Source organism: Streptomyces sp. LS-MS-L19 (assembly GCF_058382285.1).
Map to the genome: position 1 here is coordinate 5,916,576 of NZ_JBYCLL010000001.1, position 15,945 is coordinate 5,932,520.

Annotated in this window: 14 protein-coding genes and 1 riboswitch; of the genes, 9 read left to right on the plus strand and 5 right to left on the minus strand. The window is 70.6% G+C overall.

Translation table 11 applies throughout. From position 1 onward, the window contains the following. Nucleotides 1-336: 336 nt before the first annotated feature. Nucleotides 337-1,521, minus strand: a complete 1,185-nt coding sequence (locus AC2XR2_RS26440; protein WP_491516482.1) for a glycoside hydrolase family 53 protein — start codon at nt 1,519-1,521, stop codon at nt 337-339. 368 nt (nt 1,522-1,889) lie between these two features. Between AC2XR2_RS26440 and AC2XR2_RS26445 the strand changes: the two genes are divergently transcribed. From AC2XR2_RS26445 to AC2XR2_RS26465, 5 genes are all read left to right on the plus strand, one after another. Then, nucleotides 1,890-3,227 (plus strand): ABC transporter substrate-binding protein, encoded by a 1,338-nt coding sequence (locus AC2XR2_RS26445; RefSeq protein WP_449352409.1) that lies wholly within the window; start codon nt 1,890-1,892, stop codon nt 3,225-3,227. Next, the gene (locus AC2XR2_RS26450) at nt 3,224-4,219 is read left to right on the plus strand and encodes a carbohydrate ABC transporter permease (protein ID WP_449352408.1); all 996 of its coding nucleotides are present in this window, start codon (nt 3,224-3,226) and stop codon (nt 4,217-4,219) included. The genes AC2XR2_RS26445 and AC2XR2_RS26450 overlap by 4 nt, the downstream gene beginning before the upstream one ends. Beyond that, entirely contained in the window at nt 4,216-5,085 is an 870-nt protein-coding gene (locus AC2XR2_RS26455; RefSeq protein ID WP_491516483.1) for a carbohydrate ABC transporter permease, read from the plus strand. Before AC2XR2_RS26450 ends, AC2XR2_RS26455 begins: the two co-directional genes overlap by 4 nt. Nucleotides 5,086-5,115: 30 nt before the next feature. After that, on the plus strand, nt 5,116-6,144 hold the full coding sequence (locus AC2XR2_RS26460; protein WP_330265066.1) for a LacI family DNA-binding transcriptional regulator: 1,029 nt from the start codon (nt 5,116-5,118) through the stop codon (nt 6,142-6,144). A 148-nt stretch (nt 6,145-6,292) separates the two neighbouring features. Beyond that, nucleotides 6,293-7,105, plus strand: coding sequence for an HAD family hydrolase (locus tag AC2XR2_RS26465; protein ID WP_491516484.1), 813 nt, complete (start codon nt 6,293-6,295; stop codon nt 7,103-7,105). A gap of 3 nt (nt 7,106-7,108) precedes the next feature. Here AC2XR2_RS26465 and AC2XR2_RS26470 read toward each other — a convergent pair whose 3' ends face one another. Both AC2XR2_RS26470 and AC2XR2_RS26475 read right to left on the minus strand, forming a co-directional pair. After that, a complete protein-coding gene (locus AC2XR2_RS26470; RefSeq protein WP_330265064.1) occupies nt 7,109-7,591 on the minus strand; it encodes a transglycosylase SLT domain-containing protein in 483 nt (160 codons plus the stop codon). Between the two features lie 4 nt (nt 7,592-7,595). Next, nucleotides 7,596-7,769: riboswitch (cyclic di-AMP (ydaO/yuaA leader) on the minus strand. A 267-nt stretch (nt 7,770-8,036) separates the two neighbouring features. Continuing rightward, on the minus strand, nt 8,037-10,055 hold the full coding sequence (locus tag AC2XR2_RS26475) for a CocE/NonD family hydrolase (protein WP_491518505.1): 2,019 nt from the start codon (nt 10,053-10,055) through the stop codon (nt 8,037-8,039). Between the two features lie 201 nt (nt 10,056-10,256). On the opposite strand from AC2XR2_RS26475, the gene AC2XR2_RS26480 reads away from it, so the two are divergent. The 4 genes from AC2XR2_RS26480 (at nt 10,257) to AC2XR2_RS26495 (ending at nt 14,696) form a co-directional block, all read left to right on the plus strand. Continuing rightward, nucleotides 10,257-11,267 (plus strand): polyprenyl synthetase family protein, encoded by a 1,011-nt coding sequence (locus AC2XR2_RS26480; RefSeq protein ID WP_381302139.1) that lies wholly within the window; start codon nt 10,257-10,259, stop codon nt 11,265-11,267. A gap of 240 nt (nt 11,268-11,507) precedes the next feature. Further along, nucleotides 11,508-12,752 carry a LolA family protein gene (locus tag AC2XR2_RS26485; RefSeq protein WP_491516485.1) on the plus strand — a complete coding sequence of 415 codons (1,245 nt, stop codon included), beginning with the start codon at nt 11,508-11,510 and terminating at the stop codon, nt 12,750-12,752. Between the two features lie 32 nt (nt 12,753-12,784). After that, a complete protein-coding gene (locus tag AC2XR2_RS26490; RefSeq protein ID WP_491516486.1) occupies nt 12,785-13,789 on the plus strand; it encodes an ABC transporter ATP-binding protein in 1,005 nt (334 codons plus the stop codon). Further along, nucleotides 13,776-14,696, plus strand: coding sequence for an ABC transporter permease (locus AC2XR2_RS26495; RefSeq protein WP_449352405.1), 921 nt, complete (start codon nt 13,776-13,778; stop codon nt 14,694-14,696). The genes AC2XR2_RS26490 and AC2XR2_RS26495 overlap by 14 nt, the downstream gene beginning before the upstream one ends. On the opposite strand, the gene AC2XR2_RS26500 is transcribed toward AC2XR2_RS26495, so the two are convergent. Together AC2XR2_RS26500 and AC2XR2_RS26505 are read right to left on the minus strand one after the other, a co-directional pair. Next, the gene (locus AC2XR2_RS26500) at nt 14,686-15,276 is read right to left on the minus strand and encodes a flavodoxin family protein (RefSeq protein WP_491516487.1); all 591 of its coding nucleotides are present in this window, start codon (nt 15,274-15,276) and stop codon (nt 14,686-14,688) included. The two genes, AC2XR2_RS26495 and AC2XR2_RS26500, sit on opposite strands and share 11 nt — an antisense overlap. Nucleotides 15,277-15,444: 168 nt before the next feature. Then, entirely contained in the window at nt 15,445-15,945 is a 501-nt protein-coding gene (locus AC2XR2_RS26505; protein ID WP_491516488.1) for a DUF6668 family protein, read from the minus strand.

The window sequence follows — 15,945 nt, forward strand, 5'->3', positions numbered from 1 at the left end:
CGAGGGAGCTGCCTGGCCTGTGCGGGGTGTAGGTGTCTACACCCCGCGGGTCCTGCGGCCGAGGTCCGCCAGCCGGTGACATCCCGCGTCGTGATGCAGCGGATCAGGCGTCATACGTTCCGGCTCGGCTGCACCACCGGGCGGGACACCCCCCTGTCAGACGCTGCGGGCGAGGTCCGCTGAACCCTGCGGCCGGGGCGCGCCGGACCCCGCGGCCCGAAACGCCCGCCACACCGCACAGCCCGGGCCCACCCCGAAACGCCCGCCACACCGCACAACCCGGGCTCACCCCAAAGCGCCCGCCACCCCCCACAAGCCCGGCCCACCCCAAAGCGTCTACGACCGGTACCGCCCCAGCGTCCGCAGCCCCGGGAGCTCCCTGTCCTGGAAGTCGAACAGGGCCAGGTTCTCCCACGCGTTGCCCGAGGACGGGTCCGTGGGGTCCCAGCCGCTGCCCGCGCGGTAGGTCCACAGGCCCTCCCAGTAGCAGTAGCCGAGGCCCTGTCCGCCGGGGACGCCGGCGGCGAGGTCGGCGACCGTGCGCAGCCACGCGGCCTGGCCCGCGGGCGTGGCCGGGTAGCCCTCGGTCAGCTGGGAGGGGTCGTTCATGATGTCGTTGACGGCGTCCTCGCTCTCCAGCGTGAACGGGTACGCCGTCTCGGCGATCACACACGGCTTGCCGTAACGCGCCGTGATGTCGGCCATGTTGGCGGCCGCGTTCTCGATCGGGCCGTGCCAGAACGGGTAGTACGAGAGCCCGATGACGTCGAAGTCGACGCCGTACGACACCACGTTGTCGAACCACCAGCGGTACAGCCCGTTGTCGCCGCCGTTCGCCAGGTGCAGGATCGTGCGGACGCGCGGGGTGGTGTCGCGGGCCGCGCTCAGACCGGCCTTGAGGAAGGCGGTCATGGTGTCGAAGTGCTCCCAGTTGCCCTCGGGCCAGATCAGCCCGCCGTTCAACTCGTTGCCGATCTGCACGAGTTGGGCCGGAGTGCCCTGCCTCCGCAAGGCGCCCAGCACATCGGCCGTGTGGTCGTACACCGCCCGGGACAGACCCGCCACGTCCAGCCCCGCCCACGCCGCCGGCTTGGTCTGGTGCGCCGGGTCGGCCCAGCTGTCGGAGTAGTGGAAGTCGATCCAGATGCCGACACCGGCCCGCTTGAGACGGCGGGCGAGCGGCAGGACGTGCGCCTTGCTGTTGTAGCCGTCGGCCGGGTTCACCCACACCTTGAGGCGGGCGTGGGTGACACCGGCCCGCGCGATCAGCCGGACCGGGTCCTCACAGCGGCCGTCGGCCGTCCGGTACACCGCTCCGTGGTCCTCGTTCTTCGGCAGCGAGGAGATGTCCACGCCCCGGATCTCCAGGCGCCGGGCACCGGACGAACCGGCGGCACCGGCAACCCCGGCGGCACCGACAACCCCGGCGGAGCCAGGTGCGGCCACGGCCTGAGCCGCCCCCAGCACCGGAGCGGCCAGCGCGGCGGCACCGGCTGCGGTGAGGACACTGCGTCTGCGCATGTCAAAGGGTCCTTTCACGGACGGTCACACGGATGGTCACGGCGACACCGCCGCGGCGGTGAGCCCCGCGGCCGGAGGAGCGCCGGGAACGGGGCGAGGGGAGCCGGCGGAAACACCGTACGACCGAGAAAACCCTCATTTTCTGTGATCGTGCACAGCTCCCCTCGCCCCTGTCATCGGCGGGCAACAAGTAGGTAACCCCACGCCCCCGCCATTGACAAGGGGCTGAAACAATTCTCTACTGTGCACGATCACAGAGCCGCGCGGCCCTCGCGCACAGCCTCACGGACCCGTCCGCAGAACCTCCCCCCACGGCGGTTGCCGCGTACGCGGAAGGTCCGGGACCGGCTGGTTCCAAGTCAGGGGAGATGAAGATGTCGATCAACCGCCGCCAGATCAGCAGGCGCAGCATCCTTGCCGGGGCCGCAGCCCTCGGCCTCACCGGCACCCTCGCCGCCTGCGGCGGTTCCGACGACGACTCCGGCGGCAGCGACAGCGGGCCGGTCAAGCTGACCTACTGGTCGTGGGCTCCGAACATGGAGAAGGTCGCCGCGATCTGGAACAAGAAGAACCCGGACATCACGGTCACCGTGTCCAAGCAGGCCAGCGGCCAGGAGATCCTCTCCAAGCTGATCACCGCGAAGAAGGCCGGCAACGCCCCCGACCTCATCCAGGTCGAGTACCAGTCGCTGCCCACCCTGGTCTCCAACGACGTGCTGGCCGACATCTCCAAGTACGCCGGTGACACCAAGTCCCAGTTCGCCGAGGGCCTTTGGGGCATGGTCACGCTCGGCACGGACGCGCTCTACGCGATCCCGCAGGACTCCGGGCCGCTGATGTTCTACTACCGCGAGGACCTCTTCAAGAAGCACGGCCTGAGCGTCCCGAAGACCTGGACGGAGTTCGCCGAGACCGCCCGCGCCGCCAGGAAGGCCGTCCCGGACGCCTACCTGACCACCTTCTCCGCCAACGACCCCGGTCTGTTCGCGGGCCTCTCCCAGCAGGCCGGCGGCAAGTGGTGGACCGTCGACTCGGGCGGCAAGTGGACCGTCGGCATCGACGACGCGGCCACCCGGCAGGTCGCCGAGTTCTGGGGCGGCCTGGTCCAGGAGGGCGTCATCGACAACCAGCCGATGTACACCCCGGCCTGGAACAACGCCCTCAACAAGGGCACCCACCTCGCATGGGTCTCGGCCGTGTGGGCGCCCGGTGTGCTGGTCTCCTCCGCGCCCGACACCAAGGGCAAGTGGCGCATGGCCCCGCTGCCGCAATGGAAGTCCGGCGAGAACGTCACCGGCAGCTGGGGCGGCTCCTCCACCGGTGTCTCCACCGACTCCAAGCACGCCGAGGCCGCCGCCAAGTTCGCCACCTGGCTGAACACCGACCCGGAGGCGCTGGCCGCCCTGGTCAAGGAGGTCGCCATCTACCCGGCGGCCACGAAGGGCCAGTCCGGTGACGTCCTGACCACGCCGGAGTTCTTCTCGAACCAGGCGGACTTCTACACCACGGCCGGCGAGATCGCCGCCACCACGGCCGCCGCTGCCTGGGGCCCCAACGTCAACACCGCCTACACCACCTTCCAGGACGCCTTCGGCAAGGCCACCAAGGCGAAGAAGGAAGCCCAGTTCGACTCCGCCCTCGCCACCGTGCAGTCGAAGACCTTCGCCGACATGAAGAAGCAGGGCTTCGAGGTGACCGAGGCATGACCAGCGCTCCGCTCAAGGGCGCCGACCTCACCGAGGTCGCGCCCTTGGCGGACGGCACCGGCACCGCCCAGTCCGTCCGCCCCAGCCGCCCCCGCCGCCGTGGCCGCAGCGCACCGTACTGGTTCCTGGTGCCCACCCTCACCCTCTTCGCCGCCTTCACCGTGGTGCCCATCGGGTACGCGATCTGGCTGAGCCTGCACAAGGTCCAGGTCAAGGGCATCGGCCTCGGCAAGGGCGCCCGGCAGCAGGTCTGGAACGGCCTCGGCAACTACACCGACGTCCTCAAGGACTCCGAGTTCGGCCACAGCGTCCTGCGCGCCTTCGGCTACGGCCTCATCGTCATCCCGACCATGCTGGGCCTCGCGCTGCTGTTCGCGCTGATGCTGGACACCCCGAAGGCCCGCAGCGCGCCCTTCGCCCGGCTGATGATCTTCCTGCCGTACGCGGTGCCGGGCATCATCGCCGCCCTGATGTGGGGCTTCCTGTACCTGCCGGACGTCAGCCCCTTCTACTACCTGCTCGACAAGTTCGGCCTCCCGCAGCCCGACCTGTTCGACGGCGGCAACCTCTACCTCTCCTTCGCGAACATCGCGGTCTGGGGCGGCACCGGCTTCAACATGATCGTCATCTACACCGCCCTGCGGGCCATCCCGCCGGACATCTACGAGGCGGCCAGGATCGACGGCGCCACCGACCTGAAGATCGCCCTGAGGATCAAGATCCCGATCGTGATGCCCTCCCTGGTGCTCACCTTCTTCTTCTCGGTGATCGCCACCCTCCAGGTCTTCACCGAGCCGATGGCCCTCAAGCCGCTCACCAACGGCCTGCCCAGCTCGTGGAGCCCCCTGATGGCCATCTACGACAAGGCCTTCCTCCAGTCCGACATCTACGGAGCCTCCGCCACCGCGGTCGTCCTGGCCCTGGCCACGTTCGTCCTCTCCTTCACCCTGCTGCGCATCTCCGACCGCTACACCCGGGAGGACCGGGCATGACCCCGCTCACCCTCACCGCCGACCCGACCGCGAAGACGCGCCGCACCGCCTGGGTGCCCACGCTCGTGCTGCTCCTCGGCGCGCTGTACTGCCCGATCCCCATCGCCTGGGTGGTCATCGCGGCGACCAAGGACCGCTCGGAGCTCTTCTCCACCTTCACCTTCGCCCCCGGCTCCGGCTTCCTCCAGAACCTGAGCGACCTGACCGCCTACCGGGACGGCATCTTCTGGAGGTGGATGGCCAACTCGGCCTTCTACGCCGGTCTCGGCGCCCTGCTCTCGGCCGCGGTCTCCGCCGCCGGCGGCTACGCGCTCGGCCGGTTCGCGTTCCGGGGCCGCGAGGCCGTCTTCAAGATGATCCTGGCCGGCGTCCTGGTCCCGTCGATCGTGCTCGCCGTACCGCAGTACCTGCTGCTGTCGAAGCTCGGCATGGCCGACTCCTACTGGTCGATGCTGCTGCCGTCGATCCTCTCGCCGTACGGCGTCTACCTGGTCCGCATCTACGCGGCCGCGTCGGTGCCCGCCGAGCTGATGGAGGCGGCCCGCATGGACGGCGCGAGCGAGTGGCGGATCTTCTCGCGGATCGCCGTACCGATGATGATGCCGGGCCTGATCACGGTGTTCCTCTTCCAGTTCGTCGGCATCTGGAACAACTTCCTGCTGCCCTTCGTCATGCTCGCCGACGACGAGAAGTTCCCGATCACCCTCGGCCTCTACACGCTGCTCGCCCAGGGCGCCTCGCAGCCGGCCCTCTACACCCTGGTCATCACCGGCTGTCTGCTCGCGATCCTGCCGCTGATCGGGCTCTTCCTGGTGATCCAGCGGTTCTGGTCCCTGGACCTGCTGAGCGGCTCGGTCAAGGCCTGAGACCCCGGCCCACTTCCACGAACGAGGAACATGACCACCAGTGCGAACGGGCGCCGCAGGCCCCCCACCATCCACGACGTCGCCCGGGAGGCGGGCGTGTCGCGGGGCACCGTCTCCCGTTTCCTGAACGGCGGCCACTACGTCTCGCCCGCCGCCGGGCGGGCCGTGGAGTCCGCCATCAGGAAGACCGGGTACGTGGTCAACCGGCATGCCCGCAGCCTCAGTACGGGCCGGTCGGACTCGGTGGCGTTCCTGCTGACGGAACCGCAGGAGAAGTTCTTCGAGGACCCCAACTTCAACGTCCTGCTGCGGGGTTGCACCGAGCGGCTCGCCCAGCACGACATCCCGCTGCTGCTGATGCTCGCCGAGAGCGACGACGACCGGCGCCGGCTGACCCGGTACATCACCTCGGGCCACGTCGACGGGGTGCTGCTGCTGTCCAACCACAGCGGTGACCCGGTCGCGGCCGAACTCCACGACGCGGGGATCCCGTTGGTGGTGTGCGGCAAGCCGATCGGGCTCGGCTCCAAGGTGAGTTACGTGGCCGCCGCCGACCGGGAGGGCGCGCAGGACATGGTCCGGCATCTCCTCGAAGGGGGCCGGCGGCGCGTCGGCATGGTCACCGGGCCGCTGGACATGCCGGGCGGCCCGGACCGGCTGGCCGGCTACCGGGACGTGCTCGCCGAAGCGGGTCTGCCCTACGACCCGGCGCTCGTGGTGGAGGGCGACTTCCGGCGCAGCGGTGGCGAACGCGCGGCCCGGCGCCTGCTGTCCCAGGCCCCCGACATGGACGCCGTCTTCGTCGCCTCCGACCTCATGGCCCTCGGCGTCGTCAACGTCCTTCAGCAGTCCGGGCGTTCGGTCCCCGATGACATCGCTGTCGGCGGCTTCGACGACTCACCCGCGGCCACCGCCATCGCCCCGGCCCTCACCACCATGCGCCAGCCCTTCGACCGCATCAGCGCCGAGATGGTCCGCATGCTCCTGGCCCAGATCGCCGGCGAGGACACGGCAGGGGTCATCCTCCCGACCGAACTGGTGGTGCGGGACTCGGCGTAGCGCCGAAGAAGGGGAGCAGGGGAGTGGCCGTCCGGCCCCACCCGCCCCTCCACGCCCCCGGAACCGGAACTGCCGTCAACAGATGTGAAAGCAGCAGCCGTCCGGTTCGCGTCGAGTCGGAGGGGCCAACCATCCGTATTCTCTGATCATGGCCGCCTCCCCCGCATATTCACTCATCGCCACCGACCTGGACGGCACGCTGCTCCGCGCCGACGACACCCTCTCCGACCGGTCGTTGGCCGTGCTCGCGAGGGTGGCGGCGCGCGGGGCCCAGCACCTCGTCGTGACAGGACGGCCGGCGCCCAGAGTGCGGCCGCTCCTCGACGACCTCGGCAGCACGGGGCTCGCGGTGTGCGGGCAGGGCGCGCAGGTGTACGACGCCGGCGCGGACCGTCTGCTGTGGTCGGTGACCCTGGACCGGGAGCTGGCCGAGACCGCGCTCGGGAAGATCGAGGCCGAGGTCGGGCAGGTGTACGCGGCGGTGGACCAGGACGGTGTCGACGGGCTGACCCTCATCGAGCCGGGCTACCTGATGCCCCATCCGACCCTGCCCGCGGTGCGGGTCGGCCGCCGCGACGACCTGTGGTGCGAGCCGATCAGCAAGGTGCTGCTGCGCCACCCGTACCTGTCCGACGACGAGTTGGCGGTCACGGCGCGCTCGGTGGTCGGCTCGCTGGCCACGGTCACCATGTCGGGCCCGGGGACCGTCGAACTCCAGCCATGCGGCATCACCAAGGCGACCGGTCTCGCGCTGGCCGCCGAACACCTGGGCCTGGGGCCCGAGGTGACGATCGCCTTCGGGGACATGCCCAACGACATCCCCATGTTCGACTGGGCGGCCCACGGCGTCGCGATGGCCAACGCCCACCCCGAACTCAAGGCCGTGGCCGACGAGGTGACCTCGTCGAACGAGGACGACGGCATCGCCGTCGTCCTCGAAAGACTGTTCAGTGAGGCGTAGTTCCTAGTACGCGCCCCACACGTTGTCGATGGACCCGTACCGCTGGGCCGCGTAGTTGCAGGCCGCGGTGATGTTCGCGACCGGGTCGTACGGGTCCCACGAGGTGTTGGCCACGTGGTAGGCGTTGAAGGTCGGGTCGATCACCTGGAGCAGGCCCTTGGAGGGCGTGCCGGCGGCCGCGTTGGAGTCCCACAGGTTGATGGCGTAGGGGTTGCCGGAGGACTCGCGGATGACGTTGCGGTAGATGCCGTCGTAGGAGCCGGGGATGCCGTGCTCGGCCATGACGGCGAGGGAGGCGCGGATCCAGCCGTCGAGGTTGTTGGCGTAGCCGAGGGTGGTCGCGGTCTGCACGGCCGGGGTGGCCGCGGACGCGGTGGTCGCGCCGATGAGGGGGAGCGCGAGTACGGCGACTCCGGTGCCGGCGATGGCGAGCTTGCGGACGAGACGGCTCGTGCGGGGAGCGCGGTGCTGAGCGGCAGCAGGCATGGCGAATTCCTCTCCGTCGCCTGCGAGGTGAGCTGTCGGGTTCGGGCGGGGAGTTGCCCGGCCATGCCCGTAAAAGGCATGACTTCACCCCAAGCCGTACCGGTATGTCCGAAGACGCCCGGTCCGGCGGCTTACCTGGGTCCCCCGCTCCTGCCGTGGTTCTCGGTGGGTGTACGGGCGGCGGCAGGATTCGGCGTCCGCCCGACAGGCCGGGAACGTATGCGAGAGCACATGTCCGGAACAAGTGGCGAATTCACATGCCGTGCCTATTGACCTTGGTCGGGGGCATTTGGGGCACTTGATCCTTTGCGGTCGCAAGCCTCAACTGGCGCGCCGAAAAAGGCGGATTGATGGATTCCGGATATCCGTCGGACCGTCAGCCCGAGTGAGTCACATCACGCCTGTGCGCAAGACGCGCAAAACGGGCAAGAGGCTCAACTCATAGTCAACTGGCCGTCCGTGGGATCCGCTTCTCCCACGTCCGGTGGAAGACCACCTCGCCGCCGTCGGTGCAGATCACCTCGTTCGAGGTGAAGAAGTCCGTCCCGTCGCAGCTGATCTCCGAGCGGGTGCGCACGGTGGTGTCCCAGGCGAGTTCGGGGCGGTGCAGCCGGATCGACCAGTCCGAGCGGGTGCGGGCGGACAGCGGGTCCTGCTCGTCGATCGTGTACGTCTCCAGCGCGTCCTCGGTGAACTCCAGCCCGTCGGGGTGCACGTGCGTGCCGCCGTAGCGGGGATCGACCTCCAGACGCCACTCGCCCTTGGCCACGTCACGCACGACCAGGCGCTCGGGGCGCGGCTCGTCCAGGGTGGCCGGGCTCCATCCGTCCGCGGCCACGCCGCGGGTGTCCCCCGGCGGCGCGGGCTTCTCCGGCTCCTCGAACGTGATGTCCGGGGACGCCTCACGCGCGCGGACCGGCAGTTCGAGGAAGCTGCCCGCGGGGTCCACGGTGAAGCCCGCCCGCGACTCGGGCTGCGGCCAGATCCACGGCCAGTACGCCGAGGACACGGCGAGCCGGATCCGGTGCCCGGGCGGGAAGGCGTGCCCGACGCCGTTCAGCTCGAAGGTCACCTCCTGCGTGGCCCCCGGCTCCCAGGGCACCACCCGGTCCCGGCCGAGGCGCGCCGACAGGTTGAGCACCCCGCGCGTGACGAGTGTCGAGGAGCCGTCCGGGGCGACATCGCACAGCCGCGCGACGACCTGCCCGCGCGACACCTCCGAGGTCACCCTGAGCCGCACCCGCGGCCGTCCCAGCACCCACGTCTCCTCGCCCACCGCGAACTCGAAGCAGGCCGAGCGGGCGTCCTCCTCCCGCTGGTCCGGCGGCAGATCGGCGTCGTTCCCGAACGGGACGAACCGGCCGGCGTCCACCCCCGTGTGCTGCGGCGAACGGACCAGCACGGCGGGGCCCTGGAGGCCGTACGACACCGTCGTGACGTGGGGGGAGGGCCAGGCGGGCTCGCCGACCCAGCGGCCGGGCAGGGTGCCGTAGACCGTCGCCGGGGGGTGGGAGTCGCTGACGTAGGAACGCAGCAGCGGTTCCCGCATGACGCCGGTGTCGACGCCCTTGAGGTGCTGGTCCCACCAGCGCAGGGTCTCCTGGAGGAAGCCGATCGCCGGGCCGGGCGGCAGGCCGCGGTCCGGGTACTGGTGGGACCAGGGGCCGATGATCCCCCGGACCCGGTCGGCGGGCAGGTGCTCGACGAGCCGGAGGACCGTGTCGCGGTACGGGTCGTGCCAGCCGCCCACCGCGAGGACGGCCGCGTCGATCGCGCCGTAGTCCTCGCGGACGCTGCCGTGCCGCCAGTAGGCGTCCCGGGTCTGGTGCCCGAGCCAGGTGTGGAGCACCGGCTCCACGGCCTCCAGGCGCTTCAGCCACATGTCCCGCCAGGCGTCGCCGACATGGAGCGGGTCCGGCGGCCGGCACACGTGGGCGAGCATCGTCGCCGCCCACGCGTGCGTGTCCACCGCGAGGACGGAACCTCCGCTGTAGTGCACGTCGTTGTCGTAGCGGTCGTCGGTGGCGCAGACGGTGACGACCGCCCTGAGCGGCTCGGGCGCGAGGGCCGCGATCCGCAGGGAGGTGAAGCCGCCCCAGGAGAGGCCGAACATGCCGACCCCGCCGTCGCACCACGGCTGCGCTGCCAGCCAGTGGACGACCTCGACCCCGTCGGCGAGCTCGGTCGCCGAGTACGCGTCGCCCGGCACGCCCTCGCTGTCGCCGTGCCCGCGCACGTCCACCCGCACGGAGGCGTAGCCGTGGCCCGCGTACCACGGGTGGCGCTGCCGGTCGTGGGGCGCGGTCCGGTCGGCGAGGCGGTACGGCAGGTATTCGAGGATCGCGGGTACCGGTTCGGGAGTGAGCGGCCGCCACACACGCGCGTACAGCCGCGTCCCGTCGGACAGCGGGATGCGGACGTCCTCGTGGGTCGTCTCGTGGGGGAAGGACGTACGGATGTGCATCATTTCCCTATAAGGAGATAGATGTCCGTTCTTTTCAGGTGATCAAAAACATACCGGTCGTGATCCGATACCGCCTGGCATGGACGGGGCGGGCGCTATCGGTGATCCAAAGGTGACCGGATACGCTGACTCGAGTGATGGCAGCGACCTATCGACATTCCGCATAACCGCCAGAAGACACCAGCAGACAGGAGACCCCTCGTGACCGTCGTCGGGCCGTTCGGGCTGAGCGTGCGGGACCAGGCTCTGGAAGCCGATGTCCAGGCCGGAATGACGGCTGTCGAGGAGGGACTGCTCGAGGCCACCAAGAGCGAGGTCCCCTTCATCACGGAGGCCGCCCAGCACCTGGTGCGGGCGGGCGGAAAGCGGTTCCGGCCGCTGCTCGTGATGCTCGCCGCCCAGTTCGGCGACCCGTATGCGCCGGGCGTGGTCCCGTCGGCCGTGGTGGTGGAGCTGACCCACCTCGCGACGCTGTACCACGACGACGTCATGGACGAGGCCGCCGTGCGCCGCGGGGTCGACAGCGCCAACACCCGCTGGGGCAACTCGGTGGCCGTCCTGACCGGCGACTTCCTGTTCGCCCGCGCCTCGCACATCCTCGCCGACCTCGGCCCCGAGGCGGTCCGGGTGCAGGCGGAGGCGTTCGAACGCCTGGTCACCGGCCAGATCCTGGAGACCGCGGGCCCGATGGACGGCCGCGACCCGGTCGAGCACTACCTGGACGTACTCGGCGGCAAGACCGGCTCGCTGGTCGCCGTCTCGTGCCGCTTCGGGGCCATGATGTCCGGCGCCGACGAGACGGTCGTGGACGTCCTGACCCAGTACGGCGAGCGCCTCGGCGTGGCCTTCCAGCTCGCGGACGACGTCCTGGACATCGCCTCCGACTCCCACGAGTCCGGCAAGACCCCCGGCACCGACCTGCGCGAGGGCATCCCCACCATGCCGGTGCTGCGGCTGCGCGAGCGGGCCGCCCGGCTCGGGCTCGCCGAGGACATCGCCCTGTGCGAGCTCCTGGACTCCGACCTCACCGACGACGCCCGGCACGCCGAGGCGCTGGCCGCGCTGCGCGGCCACCCCGCCCTCGAACAGGCCCGCCGGGACACCGTGCGGTACGCCCAGGACGCGCGCGCGGCGCTGGCCCCGCTGCGGGAGTGCGACGCGAAGGCGGCCCTGATGGAGCTGTGCGACGCCGTGGTGCACCGCGCGGGCTGAGGCCCCTGGCATGACGAGGACCGGCACCGCCCCCTACGGGTCGTAGGGGGCGTTGGCATGTCGTGTCATACCCCAGGTGTACACGGAGTTGGCTCCGTGGGCTGACGCATGCTCATGGCCGATTTGGTCAGATGGACACCACGGAAAACACCACTCCTCACCGATTCGGGTGAGAATGGCGGCTACGGGGTGGACGTAGGGGAGTTGACAGCCGCCGCCGACGACGGAGGTAAGGCACACATGGCACCGAACGCATCCGACGACAGCGCTACCGCCGCGGACGCCGACGAACTGCGCGCGGCGCGCCGGCGCAAGGCCGCGCGCTACGTCGTGCCGGCCACGGTGGTGGGAGTCGCGGCGGCGACCATCGGGCTCGTCCCGGCGCTCGCCGACTCCGGCGACCCCGACCTGCCGAAGATCAGCGCACAGGAACTCATCGAGAAGATCGCCGCGTCGGACGTCCAGCAGCTGTCCGGCACCGTGAAGATCACCACCGACCTCGGCCTGCCGGACCTCGGCGGCCTGGAGAACTCGCTCGGCTCCGCCGGCCCCTCCGGCTCGGGCGACGGCTCGTCCGCCGACCCGTCGAGCAAGCTCACCGAGCTCGCCTCCGGCACGCACACCCTGCGGGTCGCGGCCGACGGCGAGGACAAGCAGAAGGTCTCCCTCCTGGAGGACGCGGCCGAGTACAGCCTCATCCACAACGGCAAGGACGTCTGGGGCTACGACAGCAAGTCCAACTCGGTCTTCCACACCACCGCCTCCGAGCGCGACGGGAAGCAGAAGGAAGAGCTGCCGGCCACCCCCAAGGACCTCGCCGAGGACGCCCTCAAGGCCGCCGACAAGACCACGTCGGTGACGGTCCAGGGCACCGCCCAGGTCGCGGGCCGGGACGCCTACCGCCTGGTCATCAAGCCCAAGGACGAGGGCACGACCGTCGGCCAGATCACGGTGGCGGTGGACGCGAAGACGGGCCTGCCGCTGAAGTTCACCCTCACCCCGGCGAGCGGCGGCGCCGCCGTCGTGGACGCGGGCTTCACCCAGGTCAGCTTCGCCAAGCCGGCCGCCTCCACCTTCGACTTCACCCCGCCCAAGGGCGCCAAGGTCGAGGAGAAGGACCAGGACGCCTCGAAGGCACCGGGGCACGCCGAGGAGTTCGGCAAGGACTTCGGCAAGGAGTCCGACAAGGGCGCCGCCGGCGAGCTCGGCAAGGGCGGCCCCGAGGGGCTCAATGTCATCGGGGACGGCTGGGACTCCATAGCCACCTTCGACACCGGCGGCCAGGGCGTCCCGTCCGGCTCCGAGGTCGGCGGTGACGTCGGCGGCTTCCTGGACTCGCTCGGCGACAAGGTCTCCGGCAAGTTCGGCGAGGGCACCGTCTTCAAGACCCGCCTGATCAACGCCCTGATCACGGACGACGGCAAGGTCTACGTCGGCGCGGTCACGAAGGACGCGCTGGTGAAGGCGGCGGACGCCGGCAAGTAAGACCCCACGGGCACGACGAATCGAGGGAGCCGATGGACCAGCCGTCCGCCACGGAACCGGATCCGGAGGGATCGGGTGACAGCGCAGGCGGTGGCGTGGGCGCGGAGGACAGCGTCATCCACACCCACGCCCTCACCAAGCGCTACCGCGGCGGACAGCTCGCCGTGGACGGCCTCGACCTGACCGTCCCCGCGGGCAGCGTCTTCGGCTTCCTCGGCCCCAACGGCTCCGGCAAGACCACCACCATCCGCATGCTGATGGGCCTGATCGAACCCACCTCCGGTTCGGCGCGCGTGCTGGGCCACCCCATGCCGCGCGCCTCCCGGAACGTCCTGCCCCACGTGGGCGCCCTCATCGAGGGCCCGGCCCTCTACGGCTTCCTCTCCGGCCGCGACAACCTCGTCCGCTACGACGCCGCCGACCCCACCGCCGACCCGCGCACCCGGCCCACCCGGGTGGCGGCGGCCCTGGACCGGGTGGGCCTCGCGGCCGCCGCGGGCAAGAAGGCGAAGGCGTACTCGCTGGGCATGAAACAGCGACTGGGCCTGGCGGCGGCTCTGCTCCAGCCCCGTCGCCTCCTGGTCCTGGACGAACCCACCAACGGCCTCGACCCCCAGGGCATGCGGGAGATCCGCTCCCTGGTGCGCGAACTGGCCTCCGACGGCACCACGGTCTTCCTCTCCTCCCACCTCCTGGACGAGATCGAACAGGTCTGCACCCACGTGGCGGTGATGGCCCAGGGCCGCCTGATCACCCAGGGCCCGGTGGAGGACCTGGCGGCGGGGGCGAGGGGACGCCTGGTGGTGACGACTCCGGACACGGTGGACGCGGCGCGCGTGCTGAAGGAACGAGGTCTGTCGGACGTGACAGTGGCCGAGGAGAGGGTGACCTGCGATCCCCCGGACCATGAACTCGCCGACATCAACGCGGCGTTGGTGACAGCCGGCGTGCGGGTGCGGGGCTTCGCGGTGGCACGCCCCTCCCTGGAGGACGCCTTCGTGGCCCTGACGGGGGAGGGCTTCGATGTCGCAGGCTGAGTTGGGTGCCCCTCAGGGGCGCGGGGAACTGCGCGACAAGCCACAGACGACCCGCAGCCGCCGAACGACCTTCTACGGCACCCTCTTCCGCAACGAGCTCCACACCACGTTCCGCCGCTGGCGCACCCTCGCCCTGCTGGCCGTACTCGCAGCCGTCCCGATCCTCGTGGGCATAGCGGTCAAGATCGAGACCGGCGACGACTCCTCGGCGGGCCCCGGAGGGGGTGGCGGCGGCGGACCGGCCTTCATCTCCCAGATCACCAACAACGGCCTGTTCCTGGTGTTCACCGCCCTCGCGGCGACCCTCCCCTTCTTCCTCCCGATGGCCATCGGGGTCATCGCGGGCGACGCGATCGCGGGCGAGGCCAACGCGGGCACCCTGCGCTACCTTCTGGTCGCCCCCGCGGGCCGTACCCGCCTGCTCCTCACCAAGTACGCGACGGTGATGACGTTCTGCCTGGTCGCCACCCTCGTGGTCGCGCTCTCGGCGCTGGCGGTGGGCGCCGTCCTCTTCCCGCTGGGCGACCTGACCACGATCTCCGGCACCCGGATCACCTTCGCGGAGGGGCTGGGCAGAGCTCTGCTGATCGCCCTGGTGGTGGCCGCGTCACTGATCGGCGTGGCGGCCCTGGGCCTGTTCATCTCGACGCTCACGAACAGCGGCATCGCGGCCATGGCCACGACCGTCGGCCTGCTGATCACGGTCCAGATCCTCGACCAGATCCCCCAGCTCCACGCCCTCCAGCCGTACTTCTTCTCCCACTACTGGCTGTCCTTCGCCGACCTCATGAGAGAACCGGTCTACTGGGACGACCTGGTGAAGAACTTGGGCCTTCAGGCGCTGTACGCGGCGGTGTTCGGCTCGGCGGCGTGGGCGAGGTTCCTGGCGAAGGACATCACGGCGTGAGCTGCTCGTAGGGGAACCGCGCGAGTGCGGCCTCCTGCTCGAAGAACGTCTTCGCGCGGGTGAGGGCGTCGGTGTCCTTCAGGACGTCACCGCGCTTGCTGCCGTTGCCGAGCAGCACCCCGCCGAAGCGCATCCCCATGTACGCGGCCGAGTTGTTCAGGGTGCCGACGAGCGGGTCGGCGACCTCGGCCTCCTCGTGGGCGAGCGCGGTGACACCCCACAGCGTGCGTCCCGCCATGGTCGCCTTGAACTCGACACCCGGGGTGCGCAGCCAGCCCGACCAGTAGTCGAGGTAGCGCTTGACGTGCGCGGAGACCGAGTACCAGTAGAGGGGCGAGACGATCACGATGTCGGTCGCGGCGAGCGTCGCGTCGAAGAGCAGTGCGGTGTGGCCGATCGTCGGGCGCACGTGGTCCGTGTCGTGCCGGAGGTCCTCGAAGTCGGGCAGTGGATGCGCCGCGAGGTCGATCCACTGCTGCTCGACGTCCGAGGGCAGTTGTTCGGCGGCCCGGCGGGCCAGCAGTTCGGAGTTGCCCTCGCTGCGGCTGCTGCCGAGCACGAACAGGAAGCGGCGCGTCATGGAGATCTCCCGGAGGGACGGCGTATGGCGTGCGTACGGTAATTACTCGCATGTGCATTATATGCGTGCGCATCCACTTGTCCAGGGTGGGGTGGGGGAGCGGAGGAGGGGGTTCAGGGCGGGGTCGGGGTGGGCGGGGTGGGTCGGTCGGGCCGGGGGCGGGACGCGTCAGCGGGTGTTGGTGGTGGCCCGGACGAGCCGGACCAGGGCGTCGGTGCCGCGCGGTGGTTTGCCGCTCAGGTCGCCGAGGCGCCAGTCGGAGACCCAGGGCACCCGGTACACGTCGACCGCCGACTCGATCTCCTTGATCCGGTCGGCGAGGGGCCGGGGGAGTCGCCCGGGGGCGTCCGCGACGAGCACGACGGCGTCGAGGTCGAGGCCCGGGGGGTGCTCCCCGTGCCGGAAGCCCTCCAGGGCACGGCGGACGGCGAGCAGACCGGTGGCGTGCGTGCGGGCGACGAGCAGGACGGAGGCCGGAGCGCCGGGGCCCGGCCAGTCCCGTCCGCTGTCGTGACCGCCGTAGACGGTGGCCAGGGTGGAGACGCCGGCGCCACCATGGGTACCGACCCACGAGAACCGCCTCCCGGCCGGGGGCACCGGCCCGCGGATCCAGATCTCCGGCCCCTGTCGCTGCACGTTCTCCGCCTCTCGCCGTCCGTCGGTGCGCAT